We start from the raw sequence: 20,031 nt of genomic DNA on the forward strand, positions 1-20,031 counted from the left end.
GGCCAAGAAAAACAGTTAGCTGACCAACTAAAGTGTACTTTGGGAATGCTAAGCCTCAAGCCGTAACGCGGTGCTGGTACATCTAAGTGGATTTGGCACGGTGCAGATGTCTGCTTCCGCCGAGGTTAATCTTCTGCCCATTGGCCGCGACGGCCAGCACTAGCATCTGGATCACGGCCGGAACCATGAGGGTGCAGGTGATCTTCTGCTCGGTGATGGTCGTCAGGAGCGCTTCGGGATTGATGTCAACAACAAGGGTGTTGGTGCATCCCGTGACGAGACCAATGAATAGCCATCCGTTCCCTGCGACATGGAATAGCGGCATGCAGGTCACGCGGTGCCACACCTCTTCAAAACCGTGGTCCAATCTGTCGGCCTCGCTCCTATTCGTGAGAAATGTTGCGACTGGCCTGCATTTGTCGAACGTCGTCAGGCCAGGTCGAGCGGATATAGGCCAGAACGTCCCATATGTCCTCGTCGTTCAGCACGCCCTCAAAGCCCGGCATGCCGCTGTTGAAATCTTTGATGCCGCGGGCTTCCATAGTCGCCGCCCCACCAAGTTTAGTGTAGTCGAAAAGGAGCTGGTTGTCATGATGCCAAGTATGGCCGGTCTCATCATGGGGTGGAGCAGGCAGAATGCCGTCTTCGTTGGGTGTGCGCCAGTTGGGCTGCCCTTCCAGATTTGCACCGTGGCAGGACGCGCAGTGTTCAGCGTAAAGGACCTGACCATTGTTCAGGTCCCGGGCGTCCAATTCGTGGTCAGCAACAGCGCCAGTCGCGGTACTGAATGCAGCGACGATCAGAAGACCTTTCATGCGACCTCCACCCATGTCTTCATGCCAGCCGCCTGATGCCCCAGCATGTGGCAGTGCAACAGCCAATTGCCGGGGTTGTCGAACACGCAGATAATGTCGCGGGTCCCGCCTGCGCCCACCAGCGTTGTATCGCGAAAAGCACCCAAACTACCGTCCGCCCCGACTTCAAAGAAATGATGTCCGTGCAAATGTATGCCATGCGGGAAACGGGTGTCGTTCACCAGATGGAATCGCGCCGTTTGGCCGCGTTCGAACCTATGCAGCGGCGTGTCCGTCAGGCCGGATTGCCCGTTGAACGCCCAAATGTCAGTTTGCGTGCTTGCAGGGCGGTTCATCGCACCACCTTGCATCGTAAGCGTCAGGGTCACGGCATTTTCGAGATCTGGATTCTTCTGCTCATTTGGTGGCAGCACGGGAACTTCAGATGGTTGCCTCGTGGTGTTTTTTCCCTCAACCGGAATTTCGCCCAGCAGGTAAGGATCGTCGCGCGTTGGGAAAACAAAGGCGATCTGATCAGCTGATGTTACGTCAGCAATGATATCTGCGCGTTGAGCCGGTGCGAGAATGAGGTTCGAAAGCCCTTGCTGGTTCGACAGTGGCATGCCGTCGAAAGCTACGATTTTGCCGTCGATGCCTTCAATATCAATCGGGAATATCCGGTCTGTTGCGACGTTGATCAACCGCAAGCGCACGCGATCACCGCGCCGGACCGGCGTATTCGGTTCGACAAGCGCGCGGGCATAGTTACCCAGCCGACCTTGATGCGCCTGGTCGTGCCTGTTCTCAAAGCCCTCAGCGAGCGCTCCGTCTTCGGTGATGCGCCAGTCGTCAATCATAACAATCAGATCGTGATCCACATCGGGTGGGGTTAGCTCCTCAACGATCAACGGGCCGTAAAGACCTCTGGCGACCTGTTCCCAAGATCGGTTGTGGGAGTGATACCAGAACGTCCCTGCATCGGGTGCTCGAAAGCTGTATTCGAACTCAGCACCCTTCTCGACAACGTCTTGGGTCATCCCCGGCACGCCGTCCATCGCATTGTCGATGCGCAGTCCGTGCCAGTGTACCGCTGAGCCTTCGCCTAGCTGGTTCAGGAACCGAATATCCAATGTTTCGCCCTGACGGGCGCGAAGCGCCGGACCTGGCGTACTGCCATTGAAGCCAAGCATGGGAGTCGCCGGTTCACCTTCGGGCAGGATCTGCGCATTGACCGGCTGTGCGACCAGTTCAAAGAGAACTGAGGCAAGAGCGATGCGCGGTGCCAGTGCCGCCGCACATGTTGTGATCAGGAAGTCTCGCCTGTTCATGGATTGCCTCAATTCGGTAGGGTCAGAACACTGGTGAGCGTCGCGGTGGCAACAAGCACCATCAGTATGACCGCAGTTTCGATTTCAATCGAGCGCGCCAGATGCCGCGCGGCCTTTTCGTCCCCGGCCTGCATAGCGGGAACGAAGCGCAGTTTGTTTGCGGCGGCCAACGTCAGGACCACACCTACAAGTGCAAGTTTGATCAGCAAGGTTTGCCCGTAGCCAGTCGTCGCTAACGCCCACAATTCACCAAGCAACATCCAAGCCATTAGCAGTCCCGCCAAAATCAATGCGGGGACAATAACCGAAGCCGCCTGCCCAAACCGATGCCCCAACATGGCCGCGTTGCTCAGACATTCTGGCCGTTGAGATAGGGCGCGCAACGGTCCGAGTATGCCGACCCCAAACGCGACCCCAAGAAGGTGCAGGAGCAATAGCACACGGACGCCGGTTATCTCCAACTCGGGGACATGCCCGATCTGGGCGAATGACCATAGGGCGATCATTCCACCGGCAAGCGCGATCCATTGGCCGATTAAGGGTATGAATACCCCGACGATCATCAAAACCGTCCCGACAACCCGATAGACCAGAACGTCGCCAACCGGTGTCTGCCACAACAGACCGAGCATTTCTGGATCGGTCATTCCTTCGGCCCCGCCCGTCAGGGCTGCAGCGCGCAGCATGAACCCAAGGACAGAGCCCACAAGCGCTGGCCCCGCCAACAGAGCAATCTGCCTACGCATCCTATCGCCTAAAGGCGACAGCAAGTCGGCAAAAGCAGCCCGAATGATCAACAGGCCAGTCGCACCGCCAATACTGACATAGAGCATCATCTTGCACAGTATTGCACTTATTCCCCAGATATCGGGCATGGTCAGTCCACTGTGAAAGTGAACTCGCCCTGCATGGCGTGCCCGTCTGCCCCCAAGCCCCGCCATTCAATGCGATAGGTGCCTTCACCCATGCTTTGAAGCGGGAGCGCGAACGCGCGGCCAAAACTTGTCTGGTCTCCCAGGTCGAGTGTGACGGTATGAGCCTCCTGATGGATCATGTTGACTTTTGTTAGGCGAATATCATCCGCGAAATTGAAACTGATCTCAGTGGGCACTTCGGCAACTCTCGCACCGTTTTGGGGTGTGGTCGTCTCCACGTTCGAATGGGCAAGGGCGCTTGTGGCAAGCAAGGTAATCAATGCAAATGTGGTGAGCTTCTTCATTGGCGGGTTCCTCAATTTACTCCATTAGCGCGCTGGATTTTGCGGATGTAGTCGATGACCATAGCCACGTCACCGCGGGTCAAGCCTTCAACCGGCGGCATGTCGCCGAACTGCCAGTGGTGGCTGCTGACGCCCATTGCGACCGCGCGTTGAAAGGACTCGTCTGCATGATGGCTGGGTTCATAGATAACATGAATCAGCGGCGGCCCTGCGCCCTCAATGCCTACCGCGTTGCTACCGTGGCATGCGGCGCACGCGTTTTCAAATATACGCTGCCCGATGGCCGCATTCCCTTCAAGAGGCGGCATCTGAATTGCCACCAGTGAATTGCCCTCGGTAGGTGCCAACTGCGCGGCTTCCTTAACTCGGGCGGGACGTAGAGTGATATAGGCAGCGACGGTTACCACGGCGCACGCGCCGATCAGGAGATATTTTCGGTTCATGTACTGGTCCTAACCTTATGTAACAGAGTGGAGCCGCAAATAATTCACAGCACACCGGAACGTGTTCACTGACGTGAACCGCGTCGGAAATCTGTTTCAAGCGTTAGGTGGTCTGTCCGGGTTGTCCGGCTCATTGAGCGTCGAGAGGTTTGAGGCCTGCCATGCCAATACCGCGTCAGATTGGTCAGGGTTCGTTACTGAGTTCTGCATCGTGAGAGCAAGGGCACTACACAGGAATGGATTGCATCTTTCGTGCGTCGTGCTGTCTGACTCATGTGGTGCGCTTCCATTTTGCGCAACTGAGACTTGGTCAATTTGGCGATCGTCTACAGGCGTATGCAGGTGGTGCACACAATGCCCACCATTGCAGTTCTCCAGCATCGCCTGCGCACGGTCGCCAAGCCCTGTCATCAGGACCAACAGAACAACAAGCAGCATCGCAGTTATGGTTCGAATAAACTTCACACCCGGAACTTATCCTAGGCCCCAATACAATACAACGAAAGCCGACACTGAGGCATCGTGCAGCATCGGTGGTATTGGGCTTGCTACTGTCGTCGGAGCATCCGCAGCATTTGAAACTTGGTCCGAATCGCTTCGATGAGGACGGACCTTTCCGGACCTTTACCCCGAAGTCCCCATGCTGCGGCGCGGCCCGTCGAATCTGTCGTTCGCTGCAAGCGCAAAATCAAAGGCTGCCTGAACTCGCGAAATGCGGACGAAATTGCTATTGGTACTTTGCGTGTGAACGGCCGCATTGTGTGATTTGCAACTGTGGAGCAAAAAACCTCGGGCGGAGATCCGAAGTTCGCGGCTGTTACTGACCAATGTCGGAGCTAAAGATGCCGCTGGCAATCATTGCGCGACCAAGTTATTGAAACCAAACAGTAGATTTCCAATGACTGAAGAGAGCAAGCTTTTGAGCGCTGAAGATCGCTGGATAAATCGAAGTATCGCAGACGCCAATTGTTGGTCAAATATGCAATGCGGCAGAATTCTGCCGCGTTGCGCTCGTCAATGATCTCAGTCCACCGCGAGTTCTGTTATTTCACGGCGGAAGGGTAGCGCGTCGCCGATGTCTTGGCCGTCCAACTCTCGTGCATAGCGGTGACCTGCATAGGTGGCCCAGGCAATCGGACCTGGAGCGTTGGCGTCACCAATCAGTTTGACCGACTTGATACCGGCATCTACCCATTCGGCCTCACGTGCCTTGAGATCGTTGAAGACGCTGTTGTTTTCCAGCCGCGAGGCGACCATGACAACCGCATCCGCTTCGATCTTCCAGGTGCGGTCTGTGTAGACGCAGTTCGAGATCACATGATCGGGGTGGATTTCGGTGACGCCCTGGTTCAGCACGATCTCGACGCCCGCATCCACCAGCCGCGGATGGATGGCGATCTGTTCCAGCGTGTTGTTCGTCCAGTCGCTGACATAGGCCGACGGGGTGACCAGCGTCACCTGCGCGCCGTTCTTGGCCAGCAGTTCGGCCACCACGCCCCCCATGTAATAGTGGTCGTCGTCATAGACCACCACACGGCCGGACGGGATCGTGCCGTCCATCAGGTCGTCAGGGGTATAAACCTTGGCCCCATCGGCAATGGGCATAGGTACCACGTGTTGGCGAGAAACGCCGTCGCGACGCCAGGTTGCGCCGGTGGCGAGACAGACATTTTCAAAGCCAAACTCAAGGATGCTTTCGGCGTCCAGTTCGCTTTCGCGGTACATTTCCACGTTTTGGCGCTGGCTCAGTTGATAGTCGCGATAGTCCACCACGCGCCCCCAGGCTGACAGGCCGGGCAACAGGCGTTCGCGGGCCACACGGCCGCCGATTACGTCACGAGCCTCGGCCACGGCGACGTCATAGCCCCGGCGGCACAGGGCCCATGCGGCCTCAAGCCCCGCTGGCCCCGAGCCCACGATCAGCACGTTGTTGCTGTTGCCCTTTTCGTTCATCTTCTCGGGATGCCAGCCCTTGCGCCATTCCTCCATGAAGGTTGGGTTCTGGGTGCAGCGGCTGATCGACATGGTCATATCGCCGGTAATGCAGATGTTGCAGCCGATACATTCGCGGATGTCTTCGATCCGGCCCTCTTCAATCTTCTTGGGCAGGAATGGATCGGCGATGGACGGGCGCGCGCAGCCGATGAAGTCCAAAGTGCCGGATTTGACCATCTTGGCCATCACATCGGGCGAGGTGAACCGTCCAACCCCAACGATGGGTTTGTCGGTCAGCTCATGAATGCCACGCACCAGTTCTTCCTGCGCAGCCTCTTCCTTGAAACGTGAGGGGCCTGAACAATCTTCCCATGTGCCCTGCGCCAAATCCCACAGATCTGGCAGGTCTTTGTTCATCTCAATGTAGTCACGCACCTCGGCGTTAGAGAACCCCAGTTCGCCTATGGTCTCGTCGAGCGATACCCGCAACGTAATCGCCATCGTGTCGCCTACGGCATCGCGCATGTCGGCTATGACTTCCTGACTAAATCGGGCGCGGTTTTCCAGCGATCCGCCATATTCGTCGCTGCGCTGGTTGGTGGCACGGCTGAGGAAATGCTGGAAAATGCCGAACCCGTGCGCGCCATACAGGCAGATCAGGTCAAAGCCCGCGTCTTTCGAGCGTTTCGCGGCATTCACGAACCAGCGGCGCAGGTCTTTGATGTCCTGCTTGTCCAGTGCGCGCGCCTGCACCGGGTCATTGGTGAAGGTGCGGATCGGCAGGGCCGAGGGTGCCAGCGGCACCTCTTTGGTATAAAGGTTCGGCCCGTTAATGCCGGAATAGGCCAGCTGAATCCCCGCCAGCGCACCGTGGGTTTTCATCCGTTCGGACATCTTGCGTAGTTGCGGAATATCCTTGTCTTCCCACAGGCGCAGCTCGATAAAAGGTGTGATTTCCGAGGTGTGGTGCATTTCGCATTGTTCGGTAAAGATCACGCCCCAGCCGCCTTCGGCCTTGATCCCGCGCATCGCCGCAGCCGCCGAGGGGTCGCGGTATCCGCCGCCATTGCAATGGGGCACCTGATAAAACCGGTTCTTGGCAGTCAGAGGGCCGATCTGCATCGGTTCGAACAAAATGTCGTATCGTGGGTCGCGCATGGCTGGCTCCTTCTGGCTGGCTGATAGGATTAGCGGGGCCTTTGGCCCCTGAACGGCTGTGTTCAAAGGCCTGCGGCGACCTCGGTGATGGCATCGCGTAGGATGTCTTCGATGCGGTCGATCATGGGTTCGTCCATGATCAGGGTCGGGGACAGGATCAGCACATTGCCCAAGGGCCGTGCGATCAGGCCGCGCTTCTGACAGGCACGGGCCACTTTCAGCCCAACCTGCGCGTCATCGGGATAGCTTTCCTTGGTGTCGCGGTCTTTGACAAACTCGATCCCCATCATGAAATGGCTGCCGCGCACTTCGCCCACCAATTCAATGTCGGTCAGGCCGCGCAGGTTGTTTTCAAACCGCTTGCCAGTTGTGCGGACACGCTGGGGGATGCCCTCACGCTCCATGATGGCGATGTTGGCCAGACCCGCGGTCGCCGCAGCCGGGTGGCCCGAATAGGTCATGCCATGCAGAAACATACCGTCCGGCCCCGAGATCACATCGTGAATATCGTCCGAGACAATCGTGGCAGACAGCGGCTGATAGCCCGAGGTCAGACCCTTGGCAGTCGTTATAATGTCGGGCACCATGCCGAACACATCCTCGGACGCAAAGAAATGCCCGAGACGGCCAAAGGCAGTGACGACCTCATCCGCAACGTACTTAATATCGTTGGACTTGCAGACCTCCCACGCACGGCGGTGATAGTCTGCGGGTGCGGTCACAACACCGCCCGCGCCTTGGACCGGTTCGGCGATGAAGGCGCAGATGTTCTCAGCGCCAATGCGCTCGATGCTTTGTTTCAGATCGTCAATCAGGGTGTCGAGGAACTCGGCCTCGGTCATATCACCGCCTTCGCGCCAGTAATGGGGCGAGCGCAGGTGATGCACCAGATCATTGGCCGTGTGCCAGCCCTCTGAATAACCGGGCGTGGTCATCGCCATCGCCAGATGGGTCGAACCGTGATAGGCCCCGTGGCGCGACAGCACCATCTTCTTTTCCGGCTTGCCCCTGCGGATATTATAATGGTGCAGCATCCGAATGGCGCTGTCATTGGCGACCGAACCGGAATTGCCGAAATAGACCGAATTCAGATGCCCGGGTGCAAGCTGCGCGACCTTCTCGGCCAGCTCCGCAGCGGCGGGGTGGGTAAAGTTGTAGAAGGTCGAATAATAGTCCAGCGTTTTCAGCTGATCGGTGATCGCGTCGATCATCTCGGTGTTGCCGTGGCCGATATTGACGCACCACAGACCCCCGATTCCATCGATCAGTTCGGTGCCGTCGCTGTCATAGACATAAGCCCCTTTGGCCCGAGAGATCACGGTGCGCGCGCCTTGCTGCTTCAGTGCGTTCAGGTCGGCGAAGGACTGAATCAGGTGATCGTCCTGCGCAAGAATTTCAAGCGTATCTTTGGCCATGATCAACCCCCTTGGTCCCCGATGCTAATGCGTGGTGGTGGTGAAGCCCGTCGCGATTTGATCGCGGCATATACCACCCATTTTCACAAAAAAGGTTACTTTGGTCAATTTAAGGGGTATATACCCCCAGAGGGGTACTCGCACATGTCGCCACTTCCAGCCGCAGATGCTTTGTCGGATGCCATTCTGGCCACCGGGTCCGAGCGTTTCAGCAATGCGCTGCGCCAATGGCTGAATGCGACATGTTCGTTCGACAATTTCGCGATCATCGCCTTTTTTCAAACCAGCAACCCGCAGGTTCTGGCGACCCATGCCCGTGATAAACGCGTGTTTGAACGTATCGACAGCCACTATGTCAAAGGGGCCTATCTGCTGGACCCTTTCTTTCGCCTGCACCAGAAAGGCGCGGCGGACGGGCTGTACCGTCTGACGGACGTGGCCCCCGACCAGTTTCAGCGCAACGAGTATTTCAAATCCTATTACGCCAACACGACGCTGACGGATGAGCTTGCTTTCTTTGCCGGCCTTTCGCCGGGCTCATCGATCACGGTCTGTATCGGCAGGGATGCCACCACGGCGTCACGATTCTCGAACCGGGATCACACGGCAGCCAAGCAGGCCGCCCCGGTGGTCAATGCGCTGGTCAGAAAGAACTGGTCCGGCCTCAGACCCCCGCACGGGGACGAACCGGGCGATATCGTCGATCAGCTACGGCACCGCTTGTCCGCCGAACAGGGCATCAACCTCAGCCCCAGACAGGCCGAAGTGGCGCTGTTGATCCTGCAGGGCCATTCGTCGATTTCCATTGGTCTGACGCTTGGCATCAGCCCACAGACCGTCAAGGTCCTGCGCAAGCAGTTATACCGGAAATGCCGCATCTCATCACAAGGCGAACTGTATTACCTGATTGCCCCTTACCTCTCGGAACGTGGGCAAGTGGCGCGGAAAACAACGTAGTACCCGGCGGGTTAGCCAAAGCCTAATTAAGAGATAGCCAGACAATAATTTCGCCCCTGCCGAACTTGTGAAACCTTATTGGGGAAACGTGCGATACTTGCTGGCGCGGCATAAAACGCGAGGCTTTGGTCAATTCAACCGGGCCGCTCGGACAGACATGGCGACCTGTCGTCTGCCTGTCCCGACACCAGCAGACAACGCACGATTGCAACGACCTTTCGGGGTCAGTTCTGAATGCGAAATATAGGGAACCGACACATGTCCATCGATAAAACGGATACGCTGGTTGTTGGCGCAGGACAGGCAGGCATCGCACTCAGCGAGCATCTGGGCAACAACAATGTCCCCCACATCATCCTGGAAAAGAACCGCACCGCCGAGGCGTGGCGCACCGGTCGCTGGGACGCGCTGGTTGCCAACGGCCCGTGCTGGCATGACCGGTTTCCCAGCCTCCATTTCAGCGGGGATGACCCGGATGCGTTTGTGCCCAAGGACCGTGTCGCCGAATATCTGGTTGAATACGCCGAAATGGTCAAAGCGCCGATCCGCGAAGGTGTTGAGGTGCTCAGGGCGGAACGTCTGCCGGGTGAAGGTGGCTTCAGGGTCGAAACCTCGGCCGGAGAGATTCACGCCAAGCGTATCGTGGCCGCCACAGGCGCGTTCCAGCATCCGGTGATCCCGCCGATCGTGCCGGAAACGGCTGATGTGAAACAGCTGCATTCCTTCTATTACAAGAACCCCGAACAACTGCCTGAAGGGGCCGTGATGGTTGTGGGCGCGGGCTCGTCCGGCGCGCAGATCGCGGATGAGCTGAACCGCGCGGGCCGCAAGGTGTTCTTGTCGGTCGGTCCCCATGACCGCCCACCGCGCCGCTATCGTACCCGTGACAATGTCTGGTGGCTGGGCGTTCTGGGCCTGTGGGACATGGCCGCGCAAAAGCCGGGCACCGAACACGTTACCATCTCGGTCAGCGGGGCCCATGGCGGCCATACGATGGATTTCCGCCGTCTGGGCAATGAGGGCGTGACACTGACTGGCTTGACCAAGAGCTTTGAGAACGGCGTGCTGAGTTTCGCCGACGACCTGCAGGCCAACTTGGCCGCAGGCGACGCCAATTACCTCGAGATGCTGGATATGGCCGACGCCTATATCGAACGCACCGGCATCGATCTGCCGGAAGACCCCAAGGCGCGTGAACCCTTTGCAGACCCCGACAGCCTGACCAACCCGCTGACCTCGGTTGATTTTGCTAAAGAAGGTATCACCACGATCATCTGGGCCACGGGTTTCCGTCAGGATTTCAGCTGGATCAAAGCCGATGCCTTTGACGCCAAGGGCGCACCGATCCATCAGCGCGGCGTGTCTGTTGAACCCGACATCTATTTCCTTGGCCTGCCCTGGCAATCGCGCCGCGGCTCGACCTTTATCTGGGGCGTCTGGCACGATGCGAAATACATCGCCGACCAGATCTCGATCCAACGCGCCTATGCCGATTACGAAGGCGAGGCGGCCATCATCGCCCCCGCCGCCGCAGAATAAGACGACAGGAATCCAAAATGGCGCACACACGCATTCGCAAGTTCAACACCAAAGAAACTTACCCCGAGCAGAACCTGGACAACGATCTGTGTCAGGCCGTGGTCACGCAGGGTGGCAAGACCGTCTATCTGCGCGGCCAATGCCCTCAGAATCTGGACGATGCGGTCAACATTGACAGCCACGATCCGGTTGAGCAGACCCACAAGGTGATGCAGAACATCAAGCAGCTGATCGAAGAGGCAGGCGGCTCGATGGAGCATCTGGTCAAGGTTGTGGTCTACATCACTGATGTCCGCCACCGCGAAGCCGTCTACCGAACAATGGGCGAGTATATCAAAGGGGTTCACCCCTGCTCGACCGGGTTGGTGGTTCAGGCGCTGGCGCGTCCTGACTGGTTGGTTGAAATCGACGGCACCGCTGTCATTCCCGACTGATCTTGCCGATCAATTGAGGAAACCGGGCTGCGCTCATATGCTCTCACCCCGCGCGGCCCGGTCTTTATCGTTCAGGAGGTCCAAATGACTTTTTCTCTGGTCGCCCGCTGTGCTGATACCGGCATGTTCGGTCTGGCGATTTCGTCGTCCTCGCCCGCTGTTGCTGCGCGCTGTTCCTTTGCGCGCGCGGGCGTCGGGGCCGTGGCCTCGCAAAACGTGACCGACCCCGGCCTTGGGCCACTGACGCTGGATCTGATGGAACAGGGTAAAACTGCACCCGAAGCTATCGAGGCGATGACCGCGCAGGCAAAATTCATCGAATACAGGCAGGTTCTGGCGGTGGATTCTGCCGGGCGCACAGCAATCCATTCCGGCCCCAACAGTCTGGGTATCTGGACACAGGCGCAGGCCGAAAACGTCGCCTCGGGCGGCAATCTGCTGGCCAATGAAGGCATCCCGCAGGCCATCGTGGCTGGGTTTCTGTCGGCCTCGGGCCATATCGGCGACCGGTTGATCGCCGCCATGCGCGCCGGTCTGGCCGCCGGTGGCGAAGCAGGCCCGGTGCATTCCGCAGGCATGAAGGTTGTCGACAAGGTCAGCTGGCCCGTCGCTGACCTGCGCTGCGACTGGACCGAGGATTGCCCGATCGAGGCCATCGCAACCGCATGGGACGTCTACAAGCCGCAGCTTGACGCCTATATCCAGCGCGCGCTGGACCCGCGCGAGGCACCGTCCTACGGCGTGCCCGGTGACGAATAATCAGGGAGATACAAGATGTTGGACTATTCACACGACGACTGGATAAGCCGGGCCGCCGGTCTGTCCTTTCGCGGTCAGGCGTTCATTGACGGCAAGTTCGTTGACGCCGCATCGGGCAAAACCTTCGACAGCATCAACCCCGCCACCGGATCGGTGCTGACCCCCGTCGCCGAATGCGATGCCGAGGATGTAAACCGCGCCGTCACCGCCGCCCGCACCGCGTTCGAGGATGGCCGCTGGTCACGCATGGCTCCGGGCGACCGCAAGGCGGTGATGCTGAAACTGGCCGACCTGATCCGCGACAATCTCGAAGAGATGGCGCTGCTGGACAGTCTGGACATGGGCAAGCTGGTCACGGATGCGGCTACCATCGACGCGCCGGGATCGGCGCATTGCTTCCAGTGGTACGCCGAGGCCATCGATAAGGTTTATGATGAGGTCGCCCCGACTGGCCCTGGCGAACTGGCGTTGGTCAGCCGCGTGCCTCTGGGCGTTGTTGGCGCTGTGACGCCATGGAATTTCCCGCTGGATATGGCCACTTGGAAAGCCGCCGCTGCGCTGGCAGCGGGCAACTCGGTGGTGCTGAAACCGGCCGAACAATCACCCCTGTCGGCGCTGCGTCTGGCGGAACTGGCGGCCGAAGCCGGTATCCCCGATGGAGTCTTCAACGTGGTGCCGGGCTTTGGTGCGACCGCGGGTCATGCGCTGGGGCTGCATATGGATGTGGATTGTCTGGCCTTCACCGGCTCGACCGCCACGGGCAAGCTGTTCATGCAATATTCGGGCCAGTCGAACCTGAAACAGGTCTGGCCGGAAACCGGCGGCAAAAGCCCCAACCTGGTCTTTGCCGATTGCGAGGATCTGGACACCGCCGCCGACATGGCCGCGTTCGGCATCTTCTTTAATCAGGGCGAGGTCTGCTCGGCCAATTCGCGGCTTTACGTGGAACGCGCGATCAAGGATGCGTTTGTAGAAAAGCTGATTGCCCGCGCGCAGGCCATGCAACCCGGCGACCCGCTGGACCCGGCGTCCAAGATGGGTGCCATCGTGGACGAAAGGCAGACGCAGGGCATCATGCGCTTTGTCGAGGACGGCAAAAAGACCGCAAATCTGGTGACCGGCGGCGACCGAGTTACTGTCGAAGGCAAAGGTTGCTTCATCCAGCCGACCATCTTTGACGACGTCGCCCACGACAATCCTCTGGCGCGGGATGAAATCTTTGGCCCCGTCCTTTCGGTCATTCCGTTTGATACCGAAGAACAGGCTGTGACCATGGCCAATGACTCGGTCTATGGCTTGGCGGCGTCGGTCTGGACCGACAACCTGTCCCGTGCTTGCCGGGTGTCGGACAGGCTGATGGCCGGAACCGTTTCGGTGAACACGGTGGACGCGCTATCGGCGATGACGCCCTTTGGCGGCATGAAACAGTCGGGCTTTGGACGCGATTTGTCTTTGCACTCGTTTGAAAAATATACTGCCCTGAAAACAACGTGGATCAAGTACAAGGCTTGATGCGCGAAATCGTGGGGATGCGCCTTTGCCTTTCAGATACACGCTGCGACAGCTTGAATATTTTGTAGCCGTCGGAAAGGCAGGCAGCATCGCCGCCGCCAGTGACAAGCTAAACGTATCGTCGCCGTCAATTTCGGCGGCGATCGCCCAGCTTGAGGTCGAGTTCGGCGTTACCCTGTTTGTGCGCGAACACGCGCGCGGTCTGTCGCTGACCAAGGCCGGGCAGAAAGTCATGGAGCGCACCGAATTTGTCCTGCGCGAGGCCGAGTTGCTGGCCACATTGGCCGGAGAGATCACCGGCAAGGTTCAGGGCATATTGTCGGTTGGGTGTCTGGTCACCTTCGCGCAGATCATCCTGCCGGGTCTGCGGCGGGAATTCGAAACCTGCTACCCCGACGTGCGCATCGAACAGCGCGAGCTGAATCAGGCCGATATCTTCAGCCAATTGCGCCGGGCCGAACTGGACATCGCCCTGACTTATGATCTGGACATTCCCGCCGATCTGGAATTCCAGCCCCTGCACGATCTGCCACCCTATGCCGTTCTGGGCGAAGGGCACCCTTTGGCCGACCGCGCCGAACTGTCAATCGCGGACCTGCAGGACAGCCCCATGGTTCTGCTGGACCTGCCCTTTAGCGGCGAATATTTCCTGTCCTTCTTCCGTGACGCCAATATCAAACCCAATATTGAAGAGCGCACGGCGGATATGTCGGTCATGCGGTCCCTTGTCGCCAACGGGTTCGGGTTCTCGATCGCCAATATCCGACCGCTGAATGTGCTGTCGCCCGACGGCAAGAAACTAATCTTTGTCCCCCTCGCCGGAGAGCTGCGTCCGATGCGGTTGGGCCTGCTGCGCGCGCGTTCCGAGAATGAGACCAACACGTCAAAAGCTTTCATCGAACACTGCGCCAGGGCAGTTCGGTCCGGGACACTGCCGGGGCTGTGCGCACGCGAACAAGATTGACCCGACTATCTTAGAGAACGCCTAACCGCTGCTTCGCCATTCCCGGATTTATGTTTTTGGCCGTTGGTATAGGGTTGAAAGGAACGCGCCCCCACAGCGAAAGGAGGCCCAACCCGATGACCTCGACACTGGATATTCTCGACCGGCTTGTTGGCTTTGATACGGTCAGCAAGAACTCGAACCTTGATCTGGCCGCTTATGTCGAAGAATTCCTTGAGGCGCGCGGGTTTGCCGTGCATCGCATCACCGATCCCGGCGGCGACAAGACCGGGCTTTATGCCCAGAAAGGCCCCGAAGGCGATGGCGTGTTATTGTCGGCCCATACCGATGTTGTGCCGGTCGAGGGCCAAAGCTGGACCAAAGACCCATTTCGCCTGACCCGCGAAGGCAATCGCATCTATGGGCGCGGCACCACGGATATGAAGGGCTATGTGGCCTCGGTCATGGCGCTGGCGGATCGCACCACCGGGGCGGATCTGCGCGAGCCGCTCAAGATCGCGTTGTCTTATGACGAAGAGGTCGGCTGTGTCGGTATTCAGCACATGCTGGACCGTCTGGCCCCGATGCTGGGACAGCCCCGCGCCTGTTTCGTGGGCGAGCCAACCGAGATGCAGGTCGCCGTAGGGCACAAGGGCAAGGCCGCGCTGCGGGCGGTGTGTCACGGCCAGAGCGGTCATTCGGCCCTAGCCCCGAAATTCGTCAACGCGCTGCATCTGGCCACGGATTTCGTCGGGGAACTGCGCGCCCTGCAGGTCACATACGCCAACAGTGGTCACAGCGACCCGGCCTATTCGGTGCCCTATACCACCTTTCATGTGGGCATGATGTCGGGCGGCAGGGCGCTGAACATTGTGCCGGATCGTGCAGAGCTGACCTTTGAATATCGCCATCTGGCGGCAGACCGGGGTAAGGATATCCTGCGCCAGATACAGGACGCGGCCCACAGGGTCGGCGCGGCCTATCGGGACCTGAGCCCCGAGGCGCGTATCGAGGTTGAACAATATAACGCCTATCCCGGACTGGACGTCGCCAAGACCGAAGGCATTATCGCCTATGCCCAGAAACTGGCGCAAAGCAACGCCACCACCAAGGTCGCCTTTGGCACCGAGGCCGGGTTTTTCAGCGAACTGGGCATTCCCTCCGTCGTCTGTGGCCCCGGATCGATGGAACGGCAGGGCCACAAACCGGATGAATATCTTGAGATCGATCAGCTCAGCGCCTGCGACGCGATGATGGATCGCATTCTGGAAGATATCAGCCGGTAATAGATCTTGCCGCTATCAAACGCAAAAAGCCCCCGAGCAGAACCGGGGGCTTTCGTGTTGAATATTTGATCCGCGTTACTTCTTCAGGTTGGTCCAGATCTGATCATAGACAGCCTGAGTTTCCTCGTCACAGACCTCGATAAAGACGCCTGGGCCTGCATTGGCATGAGGGTTCTTTTCGGGTTGTTCCGCAAGGGCCGGATCAAGGAATTCGCCCACGCCATTCACACCAGCGTTGTATTGGGCAAAGTTGGTCACCGCCGCGATGTTTTCAGGCTCCAGCAGGAAGTCCATGAATTTCAGAGCGTTGTCGCGGTTGGGCGCGTCTTTCAGCAGAACCACGTTGTCCATCCACGCGATGTAGCCTTGTGTCGGATAGGCGTATTCCACATTCGCCCCTTCTTCGCGCGCCTTGGCGGCAAAGCCGTCATAGATCTGACCAACGGCGGCATCACCCGAGACCAGAACCTCTTTCGCGGTGTCCGAGTTGAACGAGGCCCAATGCGCCTTGGCCTCTTGCAGCATAGCATTCAGCGCCTTGAGCTGGTCGCGGTCAGTCGAACACTGCGGGATGCCCATATGCAGCGCAGCCATCGCCATCACTTCGCCCTGACTGTCCAGCATGTTGATGCGGCCCTGCAGTTCTGCCGGCGGGTTGAACAGGATGTCGGTGGTTTGAATGTCACCGTCATAGGCATCGCGGCTGACCGCAAAGCTGGTCGAACCCCACTGATACGGGATTGAGGATTGGCGACCGGGATCAAAGCTGGGGTCAGCCCATTCCGGCGCGATGTTGCCTTTGTTCTTCAGCTCACCGTCAGCGATGGTGTCGAGCATCCCCTCACCTGCCATGATCGATACCATGTAGTCACCCGGCACGGACACGTCATAGGTGCCGATACCACCAGCCTTGAGCGAGGCCAGCATCGATTCGTTGCTGTCGTAGGTGTCCATGGTGACGTTGATGCCGGTTTCTTCGGTGAACTTATCCAGCAGTTCCTGCGGGATGTATTCGAACCAGTGGTACAGGACCAACTCACCCTCGGCGGCGGCAGCATTTGCGCCGATGGCCAGGGCCAGCGCGGCGACGCCGCTTTTCATCATATGTTTCATGTGTCACTCCATCTGTTGGTTATTTGGTGTTGTCGGACTTGCTTACGAAATAGCTGATCGTGACCATGATGATGGATACGCTCAGCAACATGGTCGAAATCGCCATGATATTGGGTTTGATCCCCTGCTTGACCGAGCCGAAGATCGCTGTTGGTAGGGTTTCAACCCCTGCACCTTTGACAAAGTTGGTGATGATGAAGTCATCCAGGCTGACGATGAAGGCCAGCAGAAATCCCGAGATGATACCGGGCATCATTAGTGGCAGCAGGATCTTGGTAAACGCTTGTCGCTTGGTGGCATAGAGGTCCAGTGCAGCCTGCTCATAGCTGTCTTCGATCCCCTGCATCCGGGCCGAGATTGGCAGGTAGGCAAAGGGAATACAGAACGCGATATGGGCCAGCAGGATGGTGAGAAGCCCGCGCTCAAACCCGATCGAGTTGAAGAAGATCAGGGTTGCAACCGCCAGAACGATCTCTGGCACCATCAATGGTAAGCTGATGAGGCCGAAAGACACGGTCCGAAAACGGAATTTGCCGCCGCGCACCATACCCGTTGCCGCCAGTGTTGCGATGGTAGTCGCCGTGGTGGCCGCGATGATCGCGATGATAAAGCTGTTCTTGGCCGCCGTCTTGAACTTGGCACTTTCCGGGCCGGTAAACACATCCGCGTACCAGCGCAGCGACACGCCCTCCCAGTTGGTCAGTGATTGCGAAGCATTGAAGCTGTAGATCGTGACCACAACCAGCGGCGCATAAAGGATGACCAGACACAGCAGTGTAATCCCCTTGAAGCCGGTATAGGTCTTGATGTCGAATTGCTTGCTTGCCATCAGTCAGCCCCCCGCCTTATCCGCTTTGGCCTGTTGCCGGGCCGAGAACATCAGGATAATCAAGACCATTGTCAGCAGGATCATCGAAGCGGCTGCACCGAACGGCCAGTTGCCCGCATTGCCCTTGAACTGTTCTTCGATCAACGAGCCGATCATGAAGTTCTTGGCTCCGCCCAGCAGGTCAGGCGCGAGGAACGAACCCATCGAGGGGACAAAGACCAGAATACAGCCCGCAAACACGCCCGGCTTGATCGCCGGAAGCAGAACCCGTCGCAGTGTTGTCCATTTCGAGGCATAGAGATCTGCCGCCGCCTCTGAGAGTGCGAAATTATAGCGTTCGACCGCCGCATAGATGGGCAGCACCATGAAGGGCAGGTAAGAATAGAACAGGCCCAACTGCACTGCAAAGTTGGTGTTGACGATATGCAGGGGGCTGTCGATCAGGCCAATGCTCATCAGGAAATCGTTGAGCGGTCCCTGGTCGCGCAACAGGAACTTCATCGAAACGGTGCGGATCAGCAGGTTCACCCAATATGGGATGGTGATCAGGAACACCCAGACTGGGCGCATATTCTCGGACCGGGTCGCGATGAAATAGGCCGTTGGAAAGCCAATCACGAGGCTGAGCAACGTTGCCGCGCCAGCCTGCCAGATCGAGCGCCAGAAGATTATGATATAGGTCCATTCGATCTTGGGTGGCTCATCCCCGAACAAGCCGCGATCAAAGAAGAACTGATCATAGGCCGCGAGGCTGAACTCCCAGATTACGCCGCCGCGGAACTCTTTCGTCAGGAAAGAGTAGATCAGCATCATGATGACCGGTGCCAGAACCAGAATGGCCAGAGTCACCCATGCGGGCAGCAACAGCCAGGTGCGGGCCTCTTTATACGTGTCTGTGGTTGCGCTGCCGCCGCTTGCTGCACCCGCCGCCATCAGTCCACCAGGAGGCGACCAGCCCCCAGCTCCATGTTGACATACATTTCGCTGCCCGGCTCGAATATCCGCTTGTTGCCGCGATCCGAGTTGGACGTACGCACGATGAAATCGGGGCCATCCTGCAAATCGACGATGGTGGTGATGTCGGTGCCGACAAAGATGTTTTCCTTGATCCGGCCTTTCAGGCTTTCGGATTCCGCAGGTGTGTCAGACATGTACAGACGCTCGGGCCGGATCGACATATGCACCTTCGAGCCTATGCCAACTCCCTCGACCGCGTTACAGGTCAGCTCGTGCCCGCCGCCCAGATGGCAGGTCGCGCGCCCGTTTTCGATGCCATCGACGGACACTTCCAGCAGGTTGGTCTCACCGATGAAATCCGCGACAAACATGTTGTGGGGGCGTTCGTAAATGTCCGTGGGCGCGCCCAGTTGCTGCATCTCGCCGGCTGACATGACGGCGATACGGTCAGACATGGTCAGGGCTTCTTCCTGATCATGCGTTACGAAGATGAAGGTAATCCCGGTTTCGCGCTGCAGGTGTTTCAGTTCAAGCTGCATCGCCTTGCGCAGTTTCAGGTCCAGCGCCGACAGGGGTTCATCCAGCAACAGAACCTTGGGCTGCGGGGCCAGGGCACGGGCCAGCGCCACACGCTGTTGCTGACCGCCCGACAACTGGCTGGGTTTGCGGGCCGAGAACTGGCCAAGTTGGACCAGCTCCAGCATCTCACCGGCTTTCGCACGCGCCTCGGATTTCGAGCTGCCGCGCATTTCCAGCCCGAACGCAACATTGTCCAAAATGGTCATATGCGGGAACAGCGCATAGTTCTGGAAAACCGTGTTCACCGGGCGCTTGTTGGGGGGCAGGTTCTCGATCTCATCACCGTAAAGGTAGATGGCCCCTTCGGTCACGGCCTCGAACCCGGCGATCATCCGCAGCAGAGTGGTCTTGCCGCAGCCGGACGGGCCTAACAACGTAAAGAACTCGTTGTCCATGATCGACAGCGAGATCTTCTTGAGCGCGGTAAAATCGCCATAACGTTTCACCGCGTCCCGCACGTCAATCGCGATATTTTCTGTGTCAGACAATTGCGCCTCCCCTGAGCATCGCGAATTTGCACTCAGGTATATACGGACCGCGCTGCCCGCCTAAGAATTGACTTCCTCACTAAACATTAGGATTAGCCTAACCATTTTTCTTTTTTGTTATAAATCATTGTATTACACTGGATCTGCAGTCTTTTTAATCGAACAGAAAAGACTGGGTCGCACATTGGATGTGCAACCTTCTTTTCCTATAGTTATCCCTATGGAGAAAGTATCAACTAAGGCCTACAGCAGGGTTCTGTCGCAAACTCCGTCCCCACCTGTGAGATCGAACGCAGTTCTGTTAACGCGGGCTGGAACATGACAGGAGCAAACCGTGACGATC

The 20,031-nt window shown here is 58.2% G+C and carries 19 protein-coding genes; 7 read left to right on the forward strand and 12 right to left on the reverse strand.

Annotated features, from left to right (window positions below):
- Window positions 1-82 precede the first annotated feature (82 nt).
- From ACR0JA_RS11105 to ACR0JA_RS11140, 8 genes are all read right to left on the reverse strand, one after another.
- The gene (locus ACR0JA_RS11105; protein WP_480574160.1) at window positions 83-367 is read right to left on the reverse strand and encodes an AMP-binding protein; all 285 of its coding nucleotides are present in this window, start codon (window positions 365-367) and stop codon (window positions 83-85) included.
- Between the two features lie 16 nt (window positions 368-383).
- Window positions 384-815: a c-type cytochrome gene (locus ACR0JA_RS11110; protein WP_480574163.1), complete on the reverse strand. Its 432-nt coding sequence runs from the start codon at window positions 813-815 to the stop codon at window positions 384-386.
- Entirely contained in the window at window positions 812-2,122 is a 1,311-nt protein-coding gene (locus ACR0JA_RS11115; RefSeq protein WP_480574166.1) for a multicopper oxidase family protein, read from the reverse strand. The genes ACR0JA_RS11110 and ACR0JA_RS11115 overlap by 4 nt, the downstream gene beginning before the upstream one ends.
- Window positions 2,123-2,130: 8 nt before the next feature.
- Entirely contained in the window at window positions 2,131-2,997 is an 867-nt protein-coding gene (locus ACR0JA_RS11120) for a copper resistance D family protein (RefSeq protein WP_480574169.1), read from the reverse strand.
- A gap of 2 nt (window positions 2,998-2,999) precedes the next feature.
- Window positions 3,000-3,341, reverse strand: coding sequence for a copper resistance CopC family protein (locus ACR0JA_RS11125; RefSeq protein ID WP_480574172.1), 342 nt, complete (start codon window positions 3,339-3,341; stop codon window positions 3,000-3,002).
- Window positions 3,342-3,352: 11 nt separating this feature from the next.
- Window positions 3,353-3,784: a c-type cytochrome gene (locus ACR0JA_RS11130; protein ID WP_480574175.1), complete on the reverse strand. Its 432-nt coding sequence runs from the start codon at window positions 3,782-3,784 to the stop codon at window positions 3,353-3,355.
- A gap of 1,023 nt (window positions 3,785-4,807) precedes the next feature.
- Window positions 4,808-6,877, reverse strand: a complete 2,070-nt coding sequence (locus ACR0JA_RS11135) for an oxidoreductase (protein WP_480574178.1) — start codon at window positions 6,875-6,877, stop codon at window positions 4,808-4,810.
- 62 nt (window positions 6,878-6,939) lie between these two features.
- Window positions 6,940-8,292 (reverse strand): aminotransferase class III-fold pyridoxal phosphate-dependent enzyme, encoded by a 1,353-nt coding sequence (locus ACR0JA_RS11140; RefSeq protein WP_480574181.1) that lies wholly within the window; start codon window positions 8,290-8,292, stop codon window positions 6,940-6,942.
- Between the two features lie 144 nt (window positions 8,293-8,436).
- Here ACR0JA_RS11140 and ACR0JA_RS11145 point away from each other — a divergent pair, with 144 nt between their 5' ends.
- From ACR0JA_RS11145 to argE, 7 genes are all read left to right on the forward strand, one after another.
- Window positions 8,437-9,249: a helix-turn-helix transcriptional regulator gene (locus tag ACR0JA_RS11145; RefSeq protein ID WP_480574184.1), complete on the forward strand. Its 813-nt coding sequence runs from the start codon at window positions 8,437-8,439 to the stop codon at window positions 9,247-9,249.
- Between the two features lie 258 nt (window positions 9,250-9,507).
- Window positions 9,508-10,788 carry a flavin-containing monooxygenase gene (locus tag ACR0JA_RS11150; protein ID WP_480574187.1) on the forward strand — a complete coding sequence of 427 codons (1,281 nt, stop codon included), beginning with the start codon at window positions 9,508-9,510 and terminating at the stop codon, window positions 10,786-10,788.
- Between the two features lie 17 nt (window positions 10,789-10,805).
- Window positions 10,806-11,222: a RidA family protein gene (locus ACR0JA_RS11155; RefSeq protein WP_480574190.1), complete on the forward strand. Its 417-nt coding sequence runs from the start codon at window positions 10,806-10,808 to the stop codon at window positions 11,220-11,222.
- Window positions 11,223-11,306: 84 nt separating this feature from the next.
- A complete protein-coding gene (locus ACR0JA_RS11160; protein WP_480574193.1) occupies window positions 11,307-11,981 on the forward strand; it encodes a DUF1028 domain-containing protein in 675 nt (224 codons plus the stop codon).
- Window positions 11,982-11,996: 15 nt separating this feature from the next.
- Window positions 11,997-13,493, forward strand: coding sequence for an aldehyde dehydrogenase (locus ACR0JA_RS11165; RefSeq protein ID WP_480574196.1), 1,497 nt, complete (start codon window positions 11,997-11,999; stop codon window positions 13,491-13,493).
- 25 nt (window positions 13,494-13,518) lie between these two features.
- Window positions 13,519-14,457, forward strand: a complete 939-nt coding sequence (locus ACR0JA_RS11170) for a LysR substrate-binding domain-containing protein (protein WP_480574199.1) — start codon at window positions 13,519-13,521, stop codon at window positions 14,455-14,457.
- A 116-nt stretch (window positions 14,458-14,573) separates the two neighbouring features.
- Window positions 14,574-15,722 carry an acetylornithine deacetylase gene (gene argE, locus ACR0JA_RS11175; protein ID WP_480574202.1) on the forward strand — a complete coding sequence of 383 codons (1,149 nt, stop codon included), beginning with the start codon at window positions 14,574-14,576 and terminating at the stop codon, window positions 15,720-15,722.
- A gap of 75 nt (window positions 15,723-15,797) precedes the next feature.
- Here the strand turns inward: argE and ACR0JA_RS11180 are convergent, their stop codons facing one another.
- The 4 genes from ACR0JA_RS11180 to ACR0JA_RS11195 are packed head-to-tail and all read right to left on the reverse strand — an operon-like array spanning window position 15,798 to window position 19,688.
- Complete coding sequence (locus tag ACR0JA_RS11180; RefSeq protein WP_480574205.1) at window positions 15,798-16,835, reverse strand: extracellular solute-binding protein; 1,038 nt, start codon at window positions 16,833-16,835, stop codon at window positions 15,798-15,800.
- A gap of 19 nt (window positions 16,836-16,854) precedes the next feature.
- Complete coding sequence (locus tag ACR0JA_RS11185) at window positions 16,855-17,664, reverse strand: ABC transporter permease (RefSeq protein WP_480574208.1); 810 nt, start codon at window positions 17,662-17,664, stop codon at window positions 16,855-16,857.
- Between the two features lie 3 nt (window positions 17,665-17,667).
- On the reverse strand, window positions 17,668-18,597 hold the full coding sequence (locus ACR0JA_RS11190; RefSeq protein WP_480574211.1) for an ABC transporter permease: 930 nt from the start codon (window positions 18,595-18,597) through the stop codon (window positions 17,668-17,670).
- A complete protein-coding gene (locus ACR0JA_RS11195) occupies window positions 18,597-19,688 on the reverse strand; it encodes an ABC transporter ATP-binding protein (RefSeq protein ID WP_480574213.1) in 1,092 nt (363 codons plus the stop codon). The genes ACR0JA_RS11190 and ACR0JA_RS11195 overlap by 1 nt, the downstream gene beginning before the upstream one ends.
- Between the last annotated feature and the right edge of the window lie 343 nt (window positions 19,689-20,031).

This window comes from Ruegeria sp. AM4 (genome assembly GCF_056540665.1).